20 protein-coding genes are annotated in these 17,753 nt (G+C 69.6%); 9 read left to right on the forward strand and 11 right to left on the reverse strand.

The window, feature by feature from the left end:
* Nucleotides 1–146, forward strand: a 146-nt coding sequence (locus JWR86_RS00040) for a hypothetical protein (protein ID WP_299558966.1), incomplete at its 5' end; no start/stop codon positions are given.
* 63 nt (nucleotides 147–209) lie between these two features.
* On the opposite strand, the gene JWR86_RS00045 is transcribed toward JWR86_RS00040, so the two are convergent.
* Together JWR86_RS00045 and JWR86_RS00050 are read right to left on the reverse strand one after the other, a co-directional pair.
* A complete protein-coding gene (locus JWR86_RS00045; RefSeq protein ID WP_299558914.1) occupies nucleotides 210–1,160 on the reverse strand; it encodes an aldo/keto reductase in 951 nt (316 codons plus the stop codon).
* 4 nt (nucleotides 1,161–1,164) lie between these two features.
* Nucleotides 1,165–1,881 (reverse strand): cell cycle transcriptional regulator TrcR, encoded by a 717-nt coding sequence (locus JWR86_RS00050; RefSeq protein WP_299558916.1) that lies wholly within the window; start codon nucleotides 1,879–1,881, stop codon nucleotides 1,165–1,167.
* 153 nt (nucleotides 1,882–2,034) lie between these two features.
* On the opposite strand from JWR86_RS00050, the gene JWR86_RS00055 reads away from it, so the two are divergent.
* The gene (locus JWR86_RS00055) at nucleotides 2,035–2,229 is read left to right on the forward strand and encodes a DUF1192 domain-containing protein (protein ID WP_299558919.1); all 195 of its coding nucleotides are present in this window, start codon (nucleotides 2,035–2,037) and stop codon (nucleotides 2,227–2,229) included.
* A 299-nt stretch (nucleotides 2,230–2,528) separates the two neighbouring features.
* Nucleotides 2,529–3,080, forward strand: a complete 552-nt coding sequence (locus JWR86_RS00060; protein WP_299558922.1) for a DUF1465 family protein — start codon at nucleotides 2,529–2,531, stop codon at nucleotides 3,078–3,080.
* Between the two features lie 6 nt (nucleotides 3,081–3,086).
* On the opposite strand, the gene JWR86_RS00065 is transcribed toward JWR86_RS00060, so the two are convergent.
* Nucleotides 3,087–3,959 (reverse strand): 3-keto-5-aminohexanoate cleavage protein, encoded by an 873-nt coding sequence (locus JWR86_RS00065; protein ID WP_299558925.1) that lies wholly within the window; start codon nucleotides 3,957–3,959, stop codon nucleotides 3,087–3,089.
* Between the two features lie 73 nt (nucleotides 3,960–4,032).
* Between JWR86_RS00065 and JWR86_RS00070 the strand changes: the two genes are divergently transcribed.
* The gene (locus JWR86_RS00070) at nucleotides 4,033–4,848 is read left to right on the forward strand and encodes an SDR family NAD(P)-dependent oxidoreductase (protein ID WP_299558928.1); all 816 of its coding nucleotides are present in this window, start codon (nucleotides 4,033–4,035) and stop codon (nucleotides 4,846–4,848) included.
* 84 nt (nucleotides 4,849–4,932) lie between these two features.
* On the opposite strand, the gene gshB is transcribed toward JWR86_RS00070, so the two are convergent.
* From gshB to JWR86_RS00105, 7 genes are all read right to left on the reverse strand, one after another.
* Nucleotides 4,933–5,877 carry a glutathione synthase gene (gene gshB, locus JWR86_RS00075; protein ID WP_299558931.1) on the reverse strand — a complete coding sequence of 315 codons (945 nt, stop codon included), beginning with the start codon at nucleotides 5,875–5,877 and terminating at the stop codon, nucleotides 4,933–4,935.
* Nucleotides 5,878–5,949: 72 nt separating this feature from the next.
* A complete protein-coding gene (locus JWR86_RS00080; protein ID WP_366914511.1) occupies nucleotides 5,950–6,642 on the reverse strand; it encodes a pyrimidine 5'-nucleotidase in 693 nt (230 codons plus the stop codon).
* A 92-nt stretch (nucleotides 6,643–6,734) separates the two neighbouring features.
* Nucleotides 6,735–7,256: a DUF3833 family protein gene (locus JWR86_RS00085; protein WP_299558934.1), complete on the reverse strand. Its 522-nt coding sequence runs from the start codon at nucleotides 7,254–7,256 to the stop codon at nucleotides 6,735–6,737.
* A 103-nt stretch (nucleotides 7,257–7,359) separates the two neighbouring features.
* Nucleotides 7,360–8,253 (reverse strand): acetylglutamate kinase, encoded by an 894-nt coding sequence (gene argB, locus JWR86_RS00090; RefSeq protein WP_299558937.1) that lies wholly within the window; start codon nucleotides 8,251–8,253, stop codon nucleotides 7,360–7,362.
* A 26-nt stretch (nucleotides 8,254–8,279) separates the two neighbouring features.
* Complete coding sequence (locus tag JWR86_RS00095; protein WP_299558940.1) at nucleotides 8,280–9,359, reverse strand: histidine kinase dimerization/phosphoacceptor domain -containing protein; 1,080 nt, start codon at nucleotides 9,357–9,359, stop codon at nucleotides 8,280–8,282.
* The gene (locus JWR86_RS00100; RefSeq protein WP_299558943.1) at nucleotides 9,356–9,793 is read right to left on the reverse strand and encodes a response regulator; all 438 of its coding nucleotides are present in this window, start codon (nucleotides 9,791–9,793) and stop codon (nucleotides 9,356–9,358) included. The genes JWR86_RS00095 and JWR86_RS00100 overlap by 4 nt, the downstream gene beginning before the upstream one ends.
* Entirely contained in the window at nucleotides 9,790–11,673 is a 1,884-nt protein-coding gene (locus tag JWR86_RS00105; protein WP_299558946.1) for a sensor histidine kinase, read from the reverse strand. The genes JWR86_RS00100 and JWR86_RS00105 overlap by 4 nt, the downstream gene beginning before the upstream one ends.
* A 166-nt stretch (nucleotides 11,674–11,839) precedes the next feature.
* Here JWR86_RS00105 and JWR86_RS00110 point away from each other — a divergent pair, with 166 nt between their 5' ends.
* Nucleotides 11,840–12,655, forward strand: coding sequence for a hypothetical protein (locus JWR86_RS00110; protein WP_299558949.1), 816 nt, complete (start codon nucleotides 11,840–11,842; stop codon nucleotides 12,653–12,655).
* Nucleotides 12,656–12,763: 108 nt separating this feature from the next.
* On the opposite strand, the gene JWR86_RS00115 is transcribed toward JWR86_RS00110, so the two are convergent.
* On the reverse strand, nucleotides 12,764–13,345 hold the full coding sequence (locus JWR86_RS00115) for a CarD family transcriptional regulator (protein ID WP_299558951.1): 582 nt from the start codon (nucleotides 13,343–13,345) through the stop codon (nucleotides 12,764–12,766).
* Nucleotides 13,346–13,704: 359 nt separating this feature from the next.
* Here JWR86_RS00115 and JWR86_RS00120 point away from each other — a divergent pair, with 359 nt between their 5' ends.
* The 4 genes from JWR86_RS00120 (at nucleotide 13,705) to JWR86_RS00135 (ending at nucleotide 17,611) form a co-directional block, all read left to right on the forward strand.
* A complete protein-coding gene (locus tag JWR86_RS00120; protein WP_299558954.1) occupies nucleotides 13,705–14,928 on the forward strand; it encodes an acyl-CoA dehydrogenase in 1,224 nt (407 codons plus the stop codon).
* Nucleotides 14,929–14,933: 5 nt separating this feature from the next.
* A complete protein-coding gene (locus tag JWR86_RS00125; protein WP_299558957.1) occupies nucleotides 14,934–15,749 on the forward strand; it encodes a TraX family protein in 816 nt (271 codons plus the stop codon).
* A complete protein-coding gene (locus tag JWR86_RS00130) occupies nucleotides 15,736–16,929 on the forward strand; it encodes a CaiB/BaiF CoA-transferase family protein (RefSeq protein ID WP_299558960.1) in 1,194 nt (397 codons plus the stop codon). Before JWR86_RS00125 ends, JWR86_RS00130 begins: the two co-directional genes overlap by 14 nt.
* 277 nt (nucleotides 16,930–17,206) lie before the next feature.
* Nucleotides 17,207–17,611, forward strand: a complete 405-nt coding sequence (locus JWR86_RS00135; RefSeq protein ID WP_299558963.1) for a DUF1236 domain-containing protein — start codon at nucleotides 17,207–17,209, stop codon at nucleotides 17,609–17,611.
* Nucleotides 17,612–17,753 lie beyond the last annotated feature (142 nt).

Consider the following 17,753-nt stretch of genomic DNA (forward strand, 5'->3'; position numbering starts at 1 on the left):
TGACCGCCAAGTGCTACGGCGGCGACGCCACCCGCAAGCGCAAGCTCCTCGACAAGCAGAAGGAGGGCAAGAAGCGCATGCGCCAGTTCGGCCGGGTCGATATCCCGCAGGAAGCCTTCATCGCCGCCCTGAAGATGGACAGCTAAGGCGCCCCGTCCCACGCGGACACACGCACCCGGCCTCGGTCCCAGACCGGCCGGGCTGTGCGATCAGGCGCTGGCCTGATCCAGCGCCGTGACCTCATCGGCCGAGAGCTTGAGCCGGGTGGCCGCGACCAGCGTGGTAAGCTGGTCGGACGTGGTGGCGCTGGCGATCGGTGCGGTCACGGTCGGCTTGGCCATCAGCCAGGCCAGCGCCACCGCGGCCGGCTCCGTACCGTGCCCGGCCGCCACGCCGTCCAGGGCCGCCAGAATCCGCATCCCGCGCTCGTTCAGGTATTTCGGGATGGAGCGAGCCCCGCGCGGGCTCTTCCCGAGATCCGCCTCAGACCGGTACTTGCCGGTCAGAAACCCGGCGGCGAGCGAGAAGAAGGTGATGACGCCGATGGTCTCGGCCCGGCAGACCTGTTCCAGACCGCCCTCGTAGCCCGCCCGCTCGTACAGGTTGTATTCCGGCTGCAGGCTCTCGTAGCGGGGCAGGCCGTAGGAGCTGGCGAGGTCCGTCGCCTCCTGCAGCCGTTCCGCGGAAAAGTTGGACGCCCCGATCACCCGCACCTTGCCGTCGCGGATCAGGTCGGCGAAGGCCCGCAGCGTGTCGAGCTGAGGCGTGTCCGGGTCGTCCTTGTGGGCCTGATAGAGGTCAATGCAGTCGGTCTGGAGCCGGCGCAGCGACGCCTCGACCGCCTGCCGGATATAGGCCGGCTTCAGCCCGACCTTGCCGTCACCCATGTCCATGCCGACCTTGGTCGCCAGCACAATGCGGTCGCGGCAGCCGCGGCTCTTCATCCAGCGGCCGATGATCTCCTCCGACTCGCCGCCCTGGTGCCCGGGCGCCCACCGCGAATAGACGTCCGCGGTGTCCAGGAAGGTGAGGCCCTCGTCGAGGCAGCGGTCGAGCAGCTCGAAGGAGGTCCGCTCGTCCACGGTCCAGCCGAAGACGTTGCACCCGAACGAGAGCGGCGGGACCCGCAGCGCGGAGCGGCCGAGCGGACGGAGCTGCATGACCCTAGTCCTCGGCGTCGGCGCGTTTCAGGGTCTTCAGCTTGCCGAAGACGGATTCGACATCGATCCGATCCTCGGGCGCGGGCTTCGGCTTGCCCATGTCGGCGAAGGTCGGCCCGGACGGGGCCGTCGGCGCCGTGGTGAGCTCGGCCGGCAGCAGGGTCTGGCCGGGATCGGCGTCGGCCTGCGGGCGGTCCTTGGCGGCGCGCTGCACTTCGAAATCGAGATCGATCTGCGAGCAGAGGCCGAGCGTCACCGGGTCCATCGGCTGCAGGCTGGCCGAGTTCCAGTGCGTACGTTCGCGGATCTGGGCGATGGTCGCCTTCGTGGTGCCAACGAGGCGCATGATCTGCGCGTCCTTGAGCTCCGGGTGGTTGCGCAGGAGCCACAGAATGGCGTTGGGGCGGTCGTGGCGGCGCGAGACCGGCGTGTAACGGGCACCGCGCTTGACGCTCTTCATCTCCGGCAGCTTGACCTTGGAGACGGACATCTTGAGCCGGTAGGAATTGTCCGCCTGCGCCCGGTCGATCTCCTCACGCGAAAGCTGACCGGTGCCGATCGGATCTGCGCCCTTGATTCCCTGGGCCACTTCGCCGTCGGCGATGCCCTTCACCTCGAGCGGATGCAGGTGGCAGAATTCGGCGATCTGCTCAAAGGTCAGGGAGGTGTTCTCCACCAGCCAGACAGCAGTCGCCTTCGGCATGAGCGGGGCCTGCGACATCGTTCAACTCCTGAGGGTCGACGGCAGGGCACGGGCCGCATCTTGCCTGTGCTCCGGCACGGACCCTCCGGAGCGCCGTCTTCCCGATCGTCGTGGAAAGCAGGTTATATAGGCGAGCGGCCCCGGCCGCGCAAACGCCCGGAGGGAGTGCCCATGGACCGCGACGAGACGGACGCGAGGCCCAAACGGAGGCTCGCCCACGAGATCGGCCAGGACCTCGACGCCATCTCGGTGGACGAGCTCGGCGAGCGTGTGCGGCTGCTCGAGCAGGAGATCGAACGGCTGAAAGCCGAGTCGCGCCGCAAGCTGGCCTCCCGGGAAGCCGCCGGCGCCTTCTTCACATCCTGACACGGCCTGTGTCCATTCGGGGCAGAGTCGGAGTGACCTTTACCGTATGTTAGGGTTTCCGGGTCATAACGGAACTCGTCCAGGTTTCTGGATGTCGAGTGGCCCGCCACTCTGTTTGATGCCTCCCTGTTGACCACTTCAGCCGCCCGCGAGGGCGGCTTTTTCCTGTCCGGGCTGGCACGTTAACCTTGATCAGGAGTTAACGGCCCGAGGCTTCCTGAGCGGCGCTAAGATTGCTCCCTGGGGCCGTTCGCCTGAGCCTGGTCCCGATTGGGACGCGGCGGACCGGGGGAGTCTGGATGTTAAGAGAGGTCGAACGTGCGCCGCACTTCGCTGCCAGCGGGCGCGAGGGAGCCGTCGCGTTCCCGTTCGGAGCCAGCTTCGTCAAATCCGAAGCCTTCAAGACACTGTTCCGCGAGGGCATGTCGCTGGTCGAGGAGACGGCCTGCTATCTCGATGGCGACGGCCGCACGGAATCCGACAAGCTGAACCGCTCGGCCGCGCTCGCCTATGCGAGCGAGAGCATGCGGCTCACCACCCGGCTCATGCAGATCGCCTCATGGCTGCTGGTGCAGCGGGCGGTGGCGGAGGGCGAGATCACGGCCGCCCAGGCCCTCCGGGAAAAGGAGCGGGTCAAGCTCGCGGCCCAGGAGCAGGCCTCCCCTGAGGCCGTCTTCGCCGCCCTGCCCGAGCGCATCCGCGAGCTCGTCGCGCTGTCGCTTCGCCTCCATGCCCGCATCCGGCATCTGGACCGGCTGATGGCCACCGCCTCCGAGGCGGCCCTGCAGCCCTCGCCAAGCCCGGCGACCCAGCAGCTGCATCTCCTGCGCTCGATCTTCGAAGTCGCCTGAGCCGCCTCAGCCGGCCGGGGCGAGGCTCCGCCTGACAGCTTGCGGGCCTGCCACCGCGCCGCCCGCCGCCACGATTCGTCGGGCCGCCTCCGCCACCCAGGCCTCGTTGCCTCTGGCCGAGCCCCAGGGCGCGTCCTCGAGGCCGACCCGCAGGTGGCCGCCGCGCGCCACGGCGGCCTCGGCCAAGGGCAGGATGTCGACGCCGAGCCCGGCCGCCATCCAGGAGGCGCCCGGCGCAGCCTCCGCCAACAGCGCCAGATGCGCCTCGAGGAAGGCGGGCCGCGGCGGAAAGCCCCAGGCGAACTCGTCCGAGAACATGAAGCGATAGATCGGCTGCGGCAGGTCAGGATGGAGCTCCGCCAGGGCGGCGCCGAGCCGCGTGAAGCCGGGCTCGTAGACGGCGTAGCCGGGCCGCACGCGGTAGCGGGCCAGCACGCCGAGCCCGTCCCGGATATCGGCCATGCTGTTCAGGTAGGTGAACCCGCTCTCGCCGTCGCGGAGCTCGTCGAACCGGGCGAAGGTGACGGAACCCGGGTCCAGCACCGCCCATTCGATCAGGCCGCGGCGGGCGAGCTCCTCGACATGGCCGTAGCGCCGCACGGCGGCCCCGGCATAACCGGAGCCGGCCAGCGGGACGGTCGGGTACACGATGGCGTCGCACCTCGCCCGGATGCCCTCGATGATGCGGGCGTAGATCTCCCACTCGTCGCGTTGCCGGCCGGTCGCCGGATCATAGGCATGGACGTGGACGATGGCCGCGCCGGCCGCCGCGGCCGCGAGCCCGTCCTGCACGATCTCCTCGACCGTGATCGGGATGCCGGGTTGGCGCTCGCGCCCCCAGGGGCCGTTCAGCGCCGCCTCGATCCAGACCTCGGCCATGCCGCCCTCGCTTGTTCGCGCGCCTGCCGACTATAAGCGGAACGCGGGCGAAAGACCCGCGCGGGAGGGCAGGATGGTGCAAGAAGCGCAACGCGGGACGCGTCTCGCCGGCAAGGTGGTGCTGGTGTTCGGGGCGGGGTCGGCGGGGCCCGGATGGGGCAACGGCAAGGCCACCGCGGTCACGTTCGCCCGGCAGGGTGCGACGGTGGTCTGCATCGACATCAACCCGGCAGCGGCGGCCGAAACGGTTGGGCTGATCACCGCCGAGGGCGGAGCGGCCGAACCCGCCTCCTGCGACGTGACCCGGTCCGACACCATCGCGGCCGTGGTCCGGGACGTGATCGGACGGCACGGCCGCATCGACGTGCTGCACAACAACGTCGGCTATGCCCAGATGGGCGGCCCCATCGAGCTCGACGAGGCGACCTGGCGCAAGACGCTCGATCTCAACCTGACGAGCTGCTTTCTGACCTGCAAGCACGTTCTGCCGCACATGCTGGAGCGGGGCTCCGGCGCGATCGTCAACGTGTCGTCGATCGCCGCGGTGCGGTTCATCGGCTACCCGTATATCGGCTATTACGCGGCCAAGGCCGCCGTGAACCAGTTCACGGTCGGGCTCGCGCTGCAATATGCCGCCAAGGGCATCCGGGTAAACGCGATCATGCCCGGCCTGATGAACACGCCGCTGATCTTCCAGCAGATTTCCGGCCAGTATGCCGATGCGGACGCGATGGTGCGGGCGCGCGACGCGGCCTGCCCGACCGGCCGCATGGGCACCGCCTGGGACGTCGCCAATGCGGCGCTGTTCCTTGCGTCCGACGAGGCGGGCTACGTCACCGGCGTCAGCCTGGCGGTGGATGGCGGGTTGAGCGCCCAGGTCGGATCCTGACCGGCTGAACCGGGAGGCCGGCGCGCCTCAGCGGGACGCCTCCGAGCCGGCACCCGGCCGGCTCGGGTTGCCGGGACGGGCCCGTCAGCGCCCGAGCCGGGCCTCGATCGCATCCCAGGCCACGACCGAGATGTCCGGCCCGCCGACCTTGCGGATCGCCCGGATCCCCGTCGGCGACGTGACGTTGATCTCCGGCAGGGTGCCGTCGATCACGTCGATCCCGACCAGGATCAGGCCACGGGCCTTCAGTTCCGGGCCGATGGTCGCGCAGATCTCGCGCTCGCGCTCGCTCAGTTCCGTGGCGTTGGCGGCCCCGCCCCGCACCATGTTCGATCGGAGGTCGTTTTCGGCCGGCACCCGGTTCACGGCGCCCAGCGGCTCGCCTTCCACCAGGATGATGCGCTTGTCGCCCTCCGTGATGCGCGGAAGGTAGCGCTGCACCACCCAGGGCTCCCGGAAGGTGACGGAGAAGAGGTCGAACAGGGAGCCGAAATTCGGGTCCTTCGGCAGGATACGGACCACGGCCGCGCCGCCATGGCCGTGCAGCGGCTTCATGACGATCTCACCGAACTCGCGCCGAAAGGCCTCGATCTCGCTCTTGTCCCGCGTGATGAGGGTGGGAGGCATGAGCTGCGGGAAGTGGGTGACGAAGATCTTCTCGGGCGCGTTGCGGACCGAGGCCGGGTCGTTCACCACCAGCGTCTTCGGGTGCAGACGCTCCAGCAGATGCGTCGCCGTGATGTAGGCGATGTCGAAGGGCGGGTCCTGCCGCATCAGGATCACGTCGCATTCCGCCAGATCCATGCGCTCGGGCGCGCCGAGGGCCGCGTGGCTGCCCTCGACATCCTGCACGGACAGAGTCTCGACTGCCGCCACGACGCGGCCGTCCCGCATGGAGAGGCGATCGGGCGTGTAATGGAGGAGGCGGTGGCCGCGCCGGGCGGCTTCGAGCAGCAGCGCGAAGGTGGTGTCGCCCGCGATGCGGATGTGCTGGATCGGGTCCATCTGGACCGCGACGGTGAGAGACATGAGGTGCTCCGCCGATGGGGGCGCGACCATAGCGGCTCGCGGGCGGGGCGCCAGCAGAAGCCGCCTCCGGCGTCAGCGCGTCGCGGCGCGCGGCGCCGGTTCGGCCCCCTCACTGGCCGCCCGGAGGCACTGCTCCAGAAAGCCCGCGAGGTCGCTCGTGACGTGGTCCACGTGGGGCGCCACGATCACCGCCTGCTCGATCGCGTCGCGGAAGGGATCGGGCGTCTTCGGGACCACGAGGCAGGTGGTCATGCCGAGTTGGTGCGGCACCAGGAGGTTGGCGCTGATGTCCTCAAACAGCGCAGCCCGGGTGGGGTCGACCCCGTGCCGGTCGAGAAAACGCTCATAGGTGCGCCGGTCCGGCTTCGGGACGTAATCGGCGGCCGCGATGTCGAACACGTCCTCGAAATGGTCGAAGATGCCGAGCTTCATGGCGATGGACTGGGCGTGCCGGGCCGAGCCGTTGGTCAGGATCAGCTTGCGACCCGGAAGGCGCTCGATGGCGGCCCCGAGCAGCGGGTTCAGCTCGATCGCGGAATGGTCGATGTCGTGGCAGAAATCCATGTAGTCGGTCGGGTCGACCCCGTACTGGTCCATCAGCGCCCGCAAGGTGGTGCCGTGCTGATGGTAGAAGAACTTCTGCAGGGCGCGGGCCGAGAGGCCGTCCAGCCCGAACAGGTCCATGATGTAGACCGTGATCCGGAGGTCGATCTGCGGCCAGACCTGCGCCTCGTGCGGGTAGAGCGTGTTGGCGAGGTCGAACACCCTGGTGTCGACCCTGTCGAAATGGCGGGCGGGCGGGACCGACGAGTGGGGCGGAGCTGCGTCGGTCAGGGATGCGGATCGGGCGCAGCCGCTCAATTGGCGGCCTTGGTGATGGTCATGGAACTGGTCCCGAGCGGCAGCAGGAAATAGGTGACCTGAGTGGAGTTGCTCAAGGTGCGGGGGCCTGTGCGCGTATAGGTCTCGTCGAAGCTGAGCTTGTAGGTCTGGCCGTCCTTGGCCTTCACCGTTGCCTGGTAGGACATCGAGAAGCGGTTGCCGCTCGTGGCCACGTTCACCGGGCCGTCCACCTCGCGCCGCCGCGCCACGTAGCCGCCGGCCGGGTTGCGGGTGAAGGTCCAGGCCACCGTCTGCTTCTCGCCGTCCGAGAAGACGAGGTTGGACGTCAGCGTCAGAATGCCGCCGCTGACCACGCCCCGGTAGGTGGCCTGGATGGTGCGGTTGTTTCCATCCAGGGCCCGGAACTCCCCAGACCCGGTGAGGCGGCCCGAGAAGAAGTCCAGGAGGTCGACCTCCTGAGCCTGGGCGGGAGCCGCCCAGGCCATGCACACGAGGCTCGCCAGGGCGAGACGGGAGGGGGGCGGGAGGGGTCGCACGAGGGCACCTCGGCTGGGCGTCGTTGCCCCCCGGAGCATGACCGACCGGCAGGCCCGGTCAAGCCGCCCCGCGCGGGACCCGGCCCGCTCCGGCCCGCTGCGGTCAGCGCCGGATGAGCGTGCCGGCGCCGTAATCGGTGAACAGCTCCAGCAGCACCGCATGCGGCACCTTGCCGTCCAGGATCACCACCGCCTCCACCCCGCGCTCGATGGCATAGATGCAGGTCTCGATCTTGGGGATCATGCCGGCCGTGATGGTGCCGTCCGCGATCAGCTCGCGGCACTGCTCCACCGTCAGCTCCGGCAGGAGGTTCTTGTTCTTGTCGAGCACACCCGGAACGTCCGTCAGCAGCAGGAGCCGCTTCGCCCCCATGGCGCCCGCGATGGCGCCCGCGAAGGTGTCCGCATTGACGTTGTAGGTCTGGCCGTCGGCGCCGGCCGCGATGGGGGCCAGAACCGGGATCAGCTCGGCCTTCAGCACGGCGTCGAGCACCGACCGGTCCACCGCGTCCGGCTCGCCGACAAGGCCGAGATCGACCTCCCGCTCGGTCTGCGAGGCTGGGTCGAGCACCGTGCGGGCGGCCTTGCGGGCCCGCACCATCATGCCGTCCTTGCCGGAAAGGCCGACGGCGCGGCCGCCCTCCGCTCCGATCCAGCCGACGATCTGCTTGTTGATGGAGCCGGCCAGCACCATCTCGACCACCTCGACCGTCGCCTCGTCGGTGATGCGAAGGCCGCCCGCGAAGGCGGACTGGATGCCGAGCTTGTCCAGCATGCGGCCGATCTGCGGCCCGCCGCCGTGAACCACGATGGGCTTCACGCCGCTCTGTTCGAGCAGGACGATGTCCTCGGCGAAGTTCTCGGCCGCGTCGCGGTCGCCCATGGCGTGGCCGCCATATTTGATCACCACGATCTGCTGGTCGTAGCGCTGCATGTGCGGCAGCGCCTGGACCAGCACCTCGGCGCGCACATGGGCGTTGGGCAGGCTGTCGGTCATCGGTGATCCTGAGGCGGGGTCCGCGGCTAGGCGGCGTTGGGCTGGGCGAGCCGGCGGTCGAAGCTGAGCGTCACCCGCATGCCCGCATGGGTCTCGTCCTGAGCCCAATCGGCGCTGAGCTTGGTCGCCATGGCCTTGACGATCATGCGGCCGAGCCCCGCGCCCGCCCGGTCGGGCTCGACCGGGCCGCGGCCCACGCCGTCGTCCTCGACACTGAGCATGACGCGGGTGCCATTGGCGGCCGCGAGTTTGACGCGGATCGGCCCCTTGCCGTCCGGGTAGGCGTATTTGACGGCGTTCAGCACGAGTTCCGTCACCACCACGCCGACCGCGACGGCCTTGTCGGGGTCGACCTCGACCGGCTCGGCTTCGAGCGAAAGCTGGTTCGCGACGCCGTCTTCGCTCGATCCGCGCAGGTCCGACACGAGCGCGTCGAGATACTGGTCCAGCGCCACGGATTGCACGTCGTCCGAGGTGTACAGGCGGCGATGCACCTGGGCCACGGCCATGACGCGCCGGTTGGCCCCGGCGAGCGCGGTTTTGACCTCCTGGCTGGTCGAGGCGGAGGATTGCAGGTGCAGCAGCGCGGCAATGATCTGCAGCGAGTTGCCGACCCGGTGGTTCACCTCCCGGATCAGCACGGCCCGCTCGGCCGCGAGCGCCTCGAACCGGTCCCGGGCCGCCCGGACCTCCGCCTCCGCCGCGTCCTTGGCGCGGCGCAGCCGGACGCCCTGGAGCGACTGCTCGATCGCGGCGGCCAGCAGGGCGATGAACTCGCCTTCGACGGTCTTGACGACATAATCCGACGCGCCCGCCTTCAGGGCGGCGACCGCCACCGCGCTCTCCTGCGTGCCCGTGACATAGACGACGGCCGGCGGGTCGGTCAGCGCCCGGATCTGGGCCAGGGTGGCGAGGCCGTCCTGGCCCGGCATGTAATGGTCGAGCGCGACCACGTCGAAAGTTTCCACCCGCAGGCGCGCCAGCCCGCTCGGGCCGTCGCCGGCCGTCTCCACCACATAGCCGCGCCGGCCGAGGCCCCGCTGCACCAGCCGCGCGAGGCCCGGATCGTCGTCGATATAGAGGAGCCGGAGCGGCGTTTCGGTCATGCCGCGTCCGGAACCTGGATCACCGAGAAGAAGAGCCCGAGCTGCCGGATGGCGTTGGAGAACCCCTCATAATTGACCGGCTTCGTGATGTAGACGTTGCAGCCGAGATCGTAGCAGCGCTGGATCTCGCCCTGGTCGTCGGTCGTGGTGAGCACCACCACGGGGGTGCGCTTCAGGTGCTCGTTTTCCTTGATGATCTTGAGAATACTGATGCCCGTCATGTCCGGGAGATTGAGATCCAACAGCACCAGCATGGCCCGCCCGGCGTTGACGATGCCGCTGCGGTCCTCGCCGAGGAAGAAGTCGACCGCGCTGGTCCCATCGCGAAAGGCCAGGATCTCGTTCGTGACGCCGGCCCGCCGGATGTTCTTCTCGATGAGGCGGGCATGCCCGTCGTCGTCCTCGACCATGATGATGGTGACCGGCATCGTCATGCTGCCTTCCCTTGCTTCTCGCCGATCCAGCGCCGCGGCAGAGACACCGTGAATGTCGAACCCCGGCCCAGAACCGACGTCAAGCCGATGGTTCCGCCCAGACGGCGCACCAGCGTGCGGACATGAGCGAGGCCGATCCCTTCGCCGGGCCGGTCCTGAACGCCCGAGCGCCGGAACAGGTCGAACACCCGGCCGACATCGTTGGGGTCGATGCCCCGGCCGTTGTCACGCACCTCATAAACCACCATCGCGCCGTTCGCACGCCCGGAGATCTCGATCCGGCCCGGCACGCCGGCCCGGAGGTACTTCAGTGCGTTGTCGACAAGGTTGGAGAAGATCTGCTCAAGCGCGAGCCGATCGCTGATGAGAGCCGGCAGGCGGCCGGCCGTGACGGTGGCCCCGGCCCGGTCGGCTTGGTGCGCCAGGCTCGCCTGGATGCTGGCCACCAGTGCCTCCATGTCCACCCGCTCGGGCCGGAAGTCGCGCCGCCCCTCGCGCGAGAGCCGGAGGATCGCGTTGATCAGGCGGTCCATCTTGCTGATGGAGGCCTTGATGAAGCCGATCGCCTCCGTGAAGTCGCGATCGAGCTCGCCGTCCTTGGCCGTCTCGGGCGCCCCGACCGCCGCCCGCAGCTCCTGCACGCGCTCGAACACGTCCTGGCGCAGCGTTTCGAGCTCCGTCGTGAAGCCCATGATGTTGACGAGCGGCGAGCGCAGGTCGTGGCTCACGATATAGGCGAAGCGCTGGATCTCGTTGTTGGCCTCGCGCAGATCCGCCTCGCGCTCCCGCAGGCTCGCGGACGCGGCCGCGAGTTCGCGGCTGACGGCGTCCGCCTCCGCCAGGCCGGAGCTCAGCGGCGTGACCGGGGCGCCGCGACCCAGACGGGCGGCCTGCGCGGCCAGCGACCGCATCGGCTCGGTGATGCGCTTGCCGACCACCAGGGCCAGCAGCAGCGACAGCGCGACGAGAGCCGAAAAGAGCAGGCCGAAGAGACCCAGGGAGCGCCACAACGGCGTCTTCAGGTCGGAGAACCGGATGCCGGCCGCGACGCGGAAATCGGACAGGCTCGAGCGGGCATAGGCGCCGAAGACCGGCGTGCCGTCGATGGTGCTGCCGGACCAGGTCCCCTGCCGGCCGGCCGTGTTGCGCTGCAGGTCGTCCGTGGCGGGCCGGCCGACGAACTCCTCGGCCCGGGTGGAGCGGGCCATGATGAGCCCTTTCCGGTCCACGATGGACACGGTGTAGCTCGGCGGGATCTCGGCCTCCCGGATGATGCGCTGGAGGCGCTCCACCGGGACGCTGAACAGCAGGTAATAGGCCGGGGCGCCGTTCCGATCGACGCTGGCAACGGCCAGGAACTGCTGGATCCCGGTCACCTGGCCGACAATGAGGTCGGTCACCACCGGCCGGCCTGGGGTCAGCGCCGGCACGTCCCAGTTCACATGGGTCTTGGGCAGGGGCGAGCCCCAGGGCAGGCGCAGATTGACGAGCTGCTGCCCGGTCGTGTCCGTCAGCAGCGTGACGATGCCTTGCCGGCGAAGCAGCTCCGCGGCCTGGTTGTAGAACCCGGCGAAATCGCCGTTCTGCAGGTGCGCGGAGGTGGACAGGACGTCCAGCGAGGCGAAGAGCCCGGTCAGGTCGCGATCCACCGCGACCGCGACCGTGTGGGCGATGTCGCTGGCTTCGCTTTCGAGCCGCTTGCGCTCGGTGGCAGCGAACTGTCCGAGCATGAAGGCCGTGAACAGGAGCGCCGGGAGGACCAGCGCCACCGTGAACAGGGCAAGGTGAGCCCGGACGGTTCGGCCTGTCCGCTCCGCATCTGTCGGGGGCGCATCGAACCCTGGATCGGGCGGCACCGGCTTCGAGGCTGTCTCGCTCAACGCGAGGTGCATGGCCGAGAACCGGCGCGATGGCAAGCGAGGGCCAACCAACCGTCGGTCGCGCCTTCGCCCGCCCCAACCACGGGCCGACCTGGGGCGGATTGGCCAGGACAGAACCCGAGGCGGCACGCTAGGCTGGTCGTGGAACCGGGGCGGGAAGGCGGAGATGCGGCTGTGCGGCTGGCCTGCCCTGACCGCCCTTGCGCTGCTCGTCGGCGGGCCCCTCCTGGCCCAGGACCGCACCGCCCCGCCGTCTGGGCGGGACTGTTTCGGCGAGGCCTCGTCCGACCGGATCCTGCGTCACGAGGCCGGGGGTGAGATCCTGCTCGGATCGGGGACGCGGATCCGCCTCGCCGACCTCCGGCTAGCGGAGCCGGAGCGGGGCGAAACCGGGAGACGGTTGCGATCCTGGCTCGACACGCTCGGCGGGCTCGCGGTCACGGTGCGGCGCGCCGGCCCGCCCGACCGGTGGAACCGCGTGCCGGCGGCGCTGGACCTCGTGGAGGGCAGAGGCGCGACACTGGACATCGCCGAATTCCTGGTCGCCGAAGGATGGGCGGCCGTCGATGCGGGCGAGCGGGACAGGCTCTGCCGCCCCGCCCTCCTGGCCGCGGAGGCGCAGGCGCGCGCCCGGCGCATCGGCCTCTGGGGCCCGGCCGGCTTTCCGGTGGCGGCCGGCGACCCGGAGGGCCTGAAGGCGCTGGACGGGCGGTTTGCCGTGGTCGAAGGCCGGATCAGGAGCGTCGGCGAACGGCGAGACCGGACCTACCTCAATTTCGGCCGCGACTTTTCGCGCGATTTTGCCGCAACGGTGCCGCGCCGGCTCTGGGCCGCGATGAAGCGCGACGGGATCAGCCCTGAGGCGCTGCGCGGGCGCCTGGTGCGGGTGCGGGGCGTGGTCGAGATCCGCCGCGCCCCGACCCTCGAGATCACGGCCGCCGAGATGCTCGAATGGCGCCAGGCCGGCCCCGCCCGCCCCTGAAGCGGCAGGGCCCAGACATGACGAAGCCCGGTCTGACGGACCGGGCTCCAGGGTGCGGCCCGGACGGGCCGCCGAGGCCGCCCGCTGGGGCGGCCGGTGCCGGCCGTCTCAGGCGGCTTCGTCCTGCAGGTCGGCCTCGGCCTCGGCATCGCCCTCGGCCGCCCGGGTCCGCTTCGGCGACTTGGCGAGGTTCGCCTCGATCAGCTTGGTGGCCTCGGTGTCGGTGATCTTGTTGACATGGGCGAGCTCGCGCACCACGCGGTCCAGCGCTGCCTCATAGAGCTGACGCTCGCTGTAGGACTGCTCCGGCTGCGACTCGGCCCGGTGCAGGTCGCGCACCACCTCGGCCACCGCGATGAGATCGCCGGAATTGATCTTGGCCTCGTATTCCTGCGCCCGGCGGGACCACATGGTGCGCTTGATGCGGGCGCGCCCGGTCAGCACCTCGAGGGCCTTCTGCATGCCGTCCGGCTCGGCCAGCTTGCGCATGCCCACGGTCGCGGCCTTCGCGGTCGGCACCCGCAGCACCATCTTGTCCTTGTCGAACGACACCACGAACAGCTCGAGCTTGAATCCGGCGATCTCCTGCTCTTCGATCGCGGTGATCCGGCCGACGCCGTGGGCTGGGTAGACGACAGACTCGCCAACCTTGTACCCTTGGCGATGAGCTGACTTCTTCGCGGTGGACATGCGAGACAAGCCTTCCGTCTTGCGCCCGCGACGAGGCGGGCGGATTGACCCCCGGTCGGGCTGCCGGGCTGATACGCCGGACCCGGGCCGAGGCCCGGATCGCTCCACCTGGAAACAGCAGACACGTCACCGCGCCCCACGAGGCGTGAGACGGCGTGAATAGGCGTGCAGGCTGATCGTCCAGATTCGGCCCGGTCGGTCCGGTGAACGGGCGGCGCGTATCTTCAATACCACAGCCGGCCCTGAAAATCAAAACCAGCGGGTGCGGTCGACCGTCGCGAGGGTCGGGTGATAAGGACAGGGCAGCAGCCGCGACCGCTGAGTCCGCCACCCCGGCCCTCCAGCGACAGGGAGCACCGATGAGCCAAGCCTTGCAGAACAGCCAGCCCACCGCGACGTCCGCCACCTCCGCGTTCCGCTGGGACGACCCGTTCCTGCTCGAGGATCAGCTCACCGACGACGAGCGCATGATCCGCGACAGCGCCCGCGCCTATGCGCAGGAGAAGCTGCTTCCCCGGATCGTCGAGGCCTACCAGCACGAAAAGACCGACCGCTCCATCTTCAACGAGATGGGGGAGCTCGGCCTCCTGGGAGTCACGGTGCCGGAGGAATATGGCGGAGCCGGCGCCGGCTACGTGGCCTACGGCCTTGTCGCCCGCGAGGTGGAGCGCGTCGACAGCGGCTATCGCTCCATGATGAGCGTGCAGTCGTCGCTCGTGATGTACCCGATCTACGCCTATGGCGACGAGAGCCAGCGCAAGAAGTACCTGCCCAAGCTCGCCTCCGGCGAGTGGGTCGGCTGTTTCGGCCTGACGGAGCCGGATGCCGGGTCCGATCCCGGCGGCATGAAGACCCGAGCCGAGAAGACGGCCGGCGGCTACCGCCTGAACGGCGCGAAGACCTGGATCTCGAACGCGCCGCTGGCCGACGTGTTCGTGGTGTGGGCGAAGTCGGCCGCGCATGGCGACGCCATCCGGGGCTTCGTTCTGGACAAGGGCATGAAGGGGCTGTCGGCGCCGAAGATCGGCGGCAAGCTGTCGCTGCGTGCCTCGATCACGGGCGAGATCGTGATGGACGACGTCGAGGTTGGCGAGGACGCGCTGCTGCCGAACGTGTCCGGCCTCAAGGGCCCCTTCGGTTGCCTTAACCGGGCCCGCTACGGCATCTCCTGGGGCGCCATGGGCGCCGCCGAGGATTGCTTTCACAGGGCCCGCCAATACGTGCTGGATCGCCGGCAGTTCAACCGCCCCCTCGCTCAAACGCAGCTGGTCCAGAAAAAGCTCGCCGACATGGAAACCGAGATCGCGCTCGGCCTCCAGGCCTCGCTGCGGGTCGGCCGGCTGTTCGATGAGGGCCGGATGAGCCCGGAGATGATCTCCATCGTGAAGCGCAACAATTGCGGCAAGGCGCTCGACATCGCCCGCGTGGCCCGCGACATGCACGGCGGCAACGGCATCATGGGCGAGTACCACGTGATGCGGCACGCGCAGAACCTCGAGACGGTCAACACCTACGAGGGCACCCACGACGTCCACGCCCTGATCCTGGGCCGGGCGATCACCGGGCTGCAGGCCTTCTTCTAGGCCGCATGTCGACCGGGGCCGGGCGGGCCGGGCAGAATCTCGCCCGGCTCCCCGTCACCACGACCGACCTGCTCAAGGCGGCGGGGCTGGCCTTCGTCATCGTCGACCACATCGGGCTGTTCCTGCTGCCGGAGCAGGAATGGTGGCGGGTGTTCGGGCGCGCCGCGGCGCCGGTCTTCTTCTTCCTGATCGGCTTCGGACGGGGCCGGGACGTGCCCTGGACCTGGTTCGCGCTCGGCTTCGCCCTGACCGCGCTCGACTTCGTGTCGAACCGTTCCACGGCCGACATGCAGCTCAATCTGCTGCTGAGCTTCGCGCTGCTGCGGGCGGCGCGCCCGCATGCCGAAGCGCTGGCCAGCCGGCCCGCCGCGCTCGTGCTGGCGGCCGGGCTCCTGGTCGGGCTGATCCCGGTTCTGGCACCGTTTCTGGAATACGGCGCGGAAGGCTGGCTGTGGGCGCTGTTCGGGCTGGCGCAGCGGCAGCGCCTCGACGAGCCGCCCGGCCGGGCCGGCACCCTCGCCGCGCTCGCGGTCGCCGTCACCGCCGGGGTCGCCTATTGGGCGACGGAGCGCCAGGATTACGGCTTCGCCGCCCTGCAGAGCACCGTCTTGGCGGGGCTGACCGGCAGCCTCGCGGCGCTGCTCTGGCAGTTCCGCCGGGCCGAGATCCGGGGCCCCTCCCCGGCCCGGGCGGCCAGGATGCTCCGGTTCTGCGGCAGGCGCTCGCTCGAGATCTACGGCGTGACCTTGTTCGTCATGCAACTCCTGGGCTACGCCCTGCACGGCCCCCAGGGAGACGATCCGGACGATGCCGACACCTGACACGCGCCCGCTCGCCGGCATCCGGGTCCTGGAACTCGCCCGCATTCTGGCGGGCCCCTGGTGCGGGCAGCTTCTCGCCGATCTCGGCGCCGACGTGGTCAAGGTCGAGCGGCCGGGCGTGGGCGACGACACGCGGTCCTGGGGTCCGCCCTTTGTGGAGGGTCGGGACGGCGGCACGCTCTCCGCCGGCTATTTCCACTCCACCAACCGGGGCAAGCGCTCGGTCGAGATCGACATCGACAGCCCGGACGGGCAGGACACCGTGCGGCGCCTGGCAGCCCATGCCGACATCCTGGTCGAGAACTTCAAGGTCGGCGGCCTCCGCAAGTACGGGCTCGACTACCCGAGCCTGTCGGCCCTCAACCCGCGCCTCATCTATTGCTCCGTGACCGGGTTCGGCCAGACCGGCCCCTACGCCCACCGGGGCGGCTACGATTTCATGATCCAGGGCATGAGCGGGATCATGTCCCTGACCGGGGAGCCGGACGGGGAGCCCTTGAAGACCGCGGTTGCCTTCGCCGACGTGTTCACCGGCCTCTACGCCAGCAATGCCGTGCTGGCCGCGCTCCAGGGCCGGGAGCGGACCGGGCGGGGCTGCCACATCGACATGGCGCTGCTGGACACCCAGATCGCCGTGATGGGCAACCAGGCCATGGTCCACCTTCTCACCGGCGCGCCGCCGCCCCGCACCGGCAACGCCCACACCTCCATCGTGCCCTACCAGGTGTTCCCGACGGCGGACGGCCACGTCATCGTGGCCTGCGGCAATGACGGCCAGTTCCGGCGGCTGTGCCGGGTGCTGGGCACGGCCTGGGCCGAGGACCCCGCCTATGCGACCAACCCGGCCCGGGTCGCCCACCGGGACGCGCTGGTGGGGCTGATCGCGGCGGAGACCTCTCGCTGGCCGAAAGCCGACCTGCTGGCCGCCTTTGAGCGCGAGGTGATGCCGGCCGGGCCGATCAACACGCTGCCGGACGTCTTCGCTGATCCGCACGTCCTGCACCGCCGCATGGTCACCCACCTGCCCGAGCCGGAGGCGGAGGGCGGCAGCGTGCCGACGCTGCGGGGCCCGATCGTGATCGACGGCGAGCCGATGCTGGCCGGGCAGGCCGCGCCACGGCTCGGACAGCACCAGTTCGAGATCCTGTCCGACCCCGCCTGGGGCGGATCGTCGGCATGATTCTGCCCAGCGGCCCCAGCCCAGGCACTGTTCACCGCCCTGCGTCAGCTTGCGGCCAACTCGCCCCGTCTGGGCTTTACTGCGGCGAGCTTGGCAGTAAGCCTCTGCTCTTCTCCAAAAATACGCTAGATTAACCTAAGCAAGCTGATCCCGTTCACACAGCATTCAAATCGCCTGGTCCAATCCCTCCTCAGCGCCGCCCACTTTCGTTGGAACCTTGACGGCGTGAAGCTCGTTCAAAGCTGCCTTAGTCGGCTTGAATTCTGGAGGTAAGGCTATGAATCGGATTGGACAGGTTGCCGCCGTTGCGGCCATGATGCTGGCTCCCTTGGCCGCTCACGCGCAGAGCGGTGCGGCCGGGGGTGCGGCTGCCGGTGCGGTCGGTGGCGCCGTCGTCGGCGGTCCCGTCGGGGCGGTGGTCGGAGCGGGCGTGGGCGCAGTGGTCGGCGGCATCTCGGATGCCGAGCGTCCGCGCTTCCGCGAATACGTGGTCCGCGAAAAGCGGCCGTCCTACACCTACCGCGAGACGGTTCGGGTCGGAGCCGAACTGCCGGCGAGCGGCGTCACCTACTACGACGTGCCCGCCGAATACGGCGCGAAGGGCCACCGCTACACGGTCGTGAACGACCGTGTGGTGCTGGTGGATCCCGGCACCCGGCGGATCGTGCAGATCGTCGAGTAATCCGCTCCGTCGTCGGCCGCCTTCGGGCGGCCGACCCCTTTTCGACAGACGTTGACTGCGCCGAACCCGGCCGGACGTCGCCCGACTCAGGAGATCCGGACATGACACGCAAACATTTCACTGCCGCCACGGCGGCCCTCGG

The sequence above is a fragment of the Enterovirga sp. genome (genome assembly GCF_028290205.1).
Classification (GTDB): Bacteria; Pseudomonadota; Alphaproteobacteria; order Rhizobiales; family Beijerinckiaceae; genus Enterovirga.

Excerpts from the sequence above, each read along its gene's own strand:
- JWR86_RS00070 (WP_299558928.1), top strand. The coding sequence starts at position 4,033 with ATGGTGCAAGAAGCGCAACGCGGGACGCGTCTCGCCGGCAAGGTGGTG.
- JWR86_RS00050 (WP_299558916.1), bottom strand. The coding sequence starts at position 1,881 with ATGTCGCAGGCCCCGCTCATGCCGAAGGCGACTGCTGTCTGGCTGGTG.
- JWR86_RS00115 (WP_299558951.1), bottom strand. The coding sequence starts at position 13,345 with ATGTCCACCGCGAAGAAGTCAGCTCATCGCCAAGGGTACAAGGTTGGC.
- JWR86_RS00100 (WP_299558943.1), bottom strand. The coding sequence starts at position 9,793 with ATGACGATGCCGGTCACCATCATCATGGTCGAGGACGACGACGGGCAT.
- JWR86_RS00110 (WP_299558949.1), top strand. The coding sequence starts at position 11,840 with ATGCGGCTGTGCGGCTGGCCTGCCCTGACCGCCCTTGCGCTGCTCGTC.
- JWR86_RS00095 (WP_299558940.1), bottom strand. The coding sequence starts at position 9,359 with ATGACCGAAACGCCGCTCCGGCTCCTCTATATCGACGACGATCCGGGC.
- JWR86_RS00055 (WP_299558919.1), top strand. The coding sequence starts at position 2,035 with ATGGACCGCGACGAGACGGACGCGAGGCCCAAACGGAGGCTCGCCCAC.
- JWR86_RS00135 (WP_299558963.1), top strand. The coding sequence starts at position 17,207 with ATGAATCGGATTGGACAGGTTGCCGCCGTTGCGGCCATGATGCTGGCT.
- JWR86_RS00065 (WP_299558925.1), bottom strand. The coding sequence starts at position 3,959 with ATGGCCGAGGTCTGGATCGAGGCGGCGCTGAACGGCCCCTGGGGGCGC.
- JWR86_RS00060 (WP_299558922.1), top strand. The coding sequence starts at position 2,529 with ATGTTAAGAGAGGTCGAACGTGCGCCGCACTTCGCTGCCAGCGGGCGC.
- JWR86_RS00045 (WP_299558914.1), bottom strand. The coding sequence starts at position 1,160 with ATGCAGCTCCGTCCGCTCGGCCGCTCCGCGCTGCGGGTCCCGCCGCTC.
- gshB (WP_299558931.1), bottom strand. The coding sequence starts at position 5,877 with ATGTCTCTCACCGTCGCGGTCCAGATGGACCCGATCCAGCACATCCGC.
- JWR86_RS00130 (WP_299558960.1), top strand. The coding sequence starts at position 15,736 with ATGCCGACACCTGACACGCGCCCGCTCGCCGGCATCCGGGTCCTGGAA.
- argB (WP_299558937.1), bottom strand. The coding sequence starts at position 8,253 with ATGACCGACAGCCTGCCCAACGCCCATGTGCGCGCCGAGGTGCTGGTC.
- JWR86_RS00125 (WP_299558957.1), top strand. The coding sequence starts at position 14,934 with ATGTCGACCGGGGCCGGGCGGGCCGGGCAGAATCTCGCCCGGCTCCCC.
- JWR86_RS00120 (WP_299558954.1), top strand. The coding sequence starts at position 13,705 with ATGAGCCAAGCCTTGCAGAACAGCCAGCCCACCGCGACGTCCGCCACC.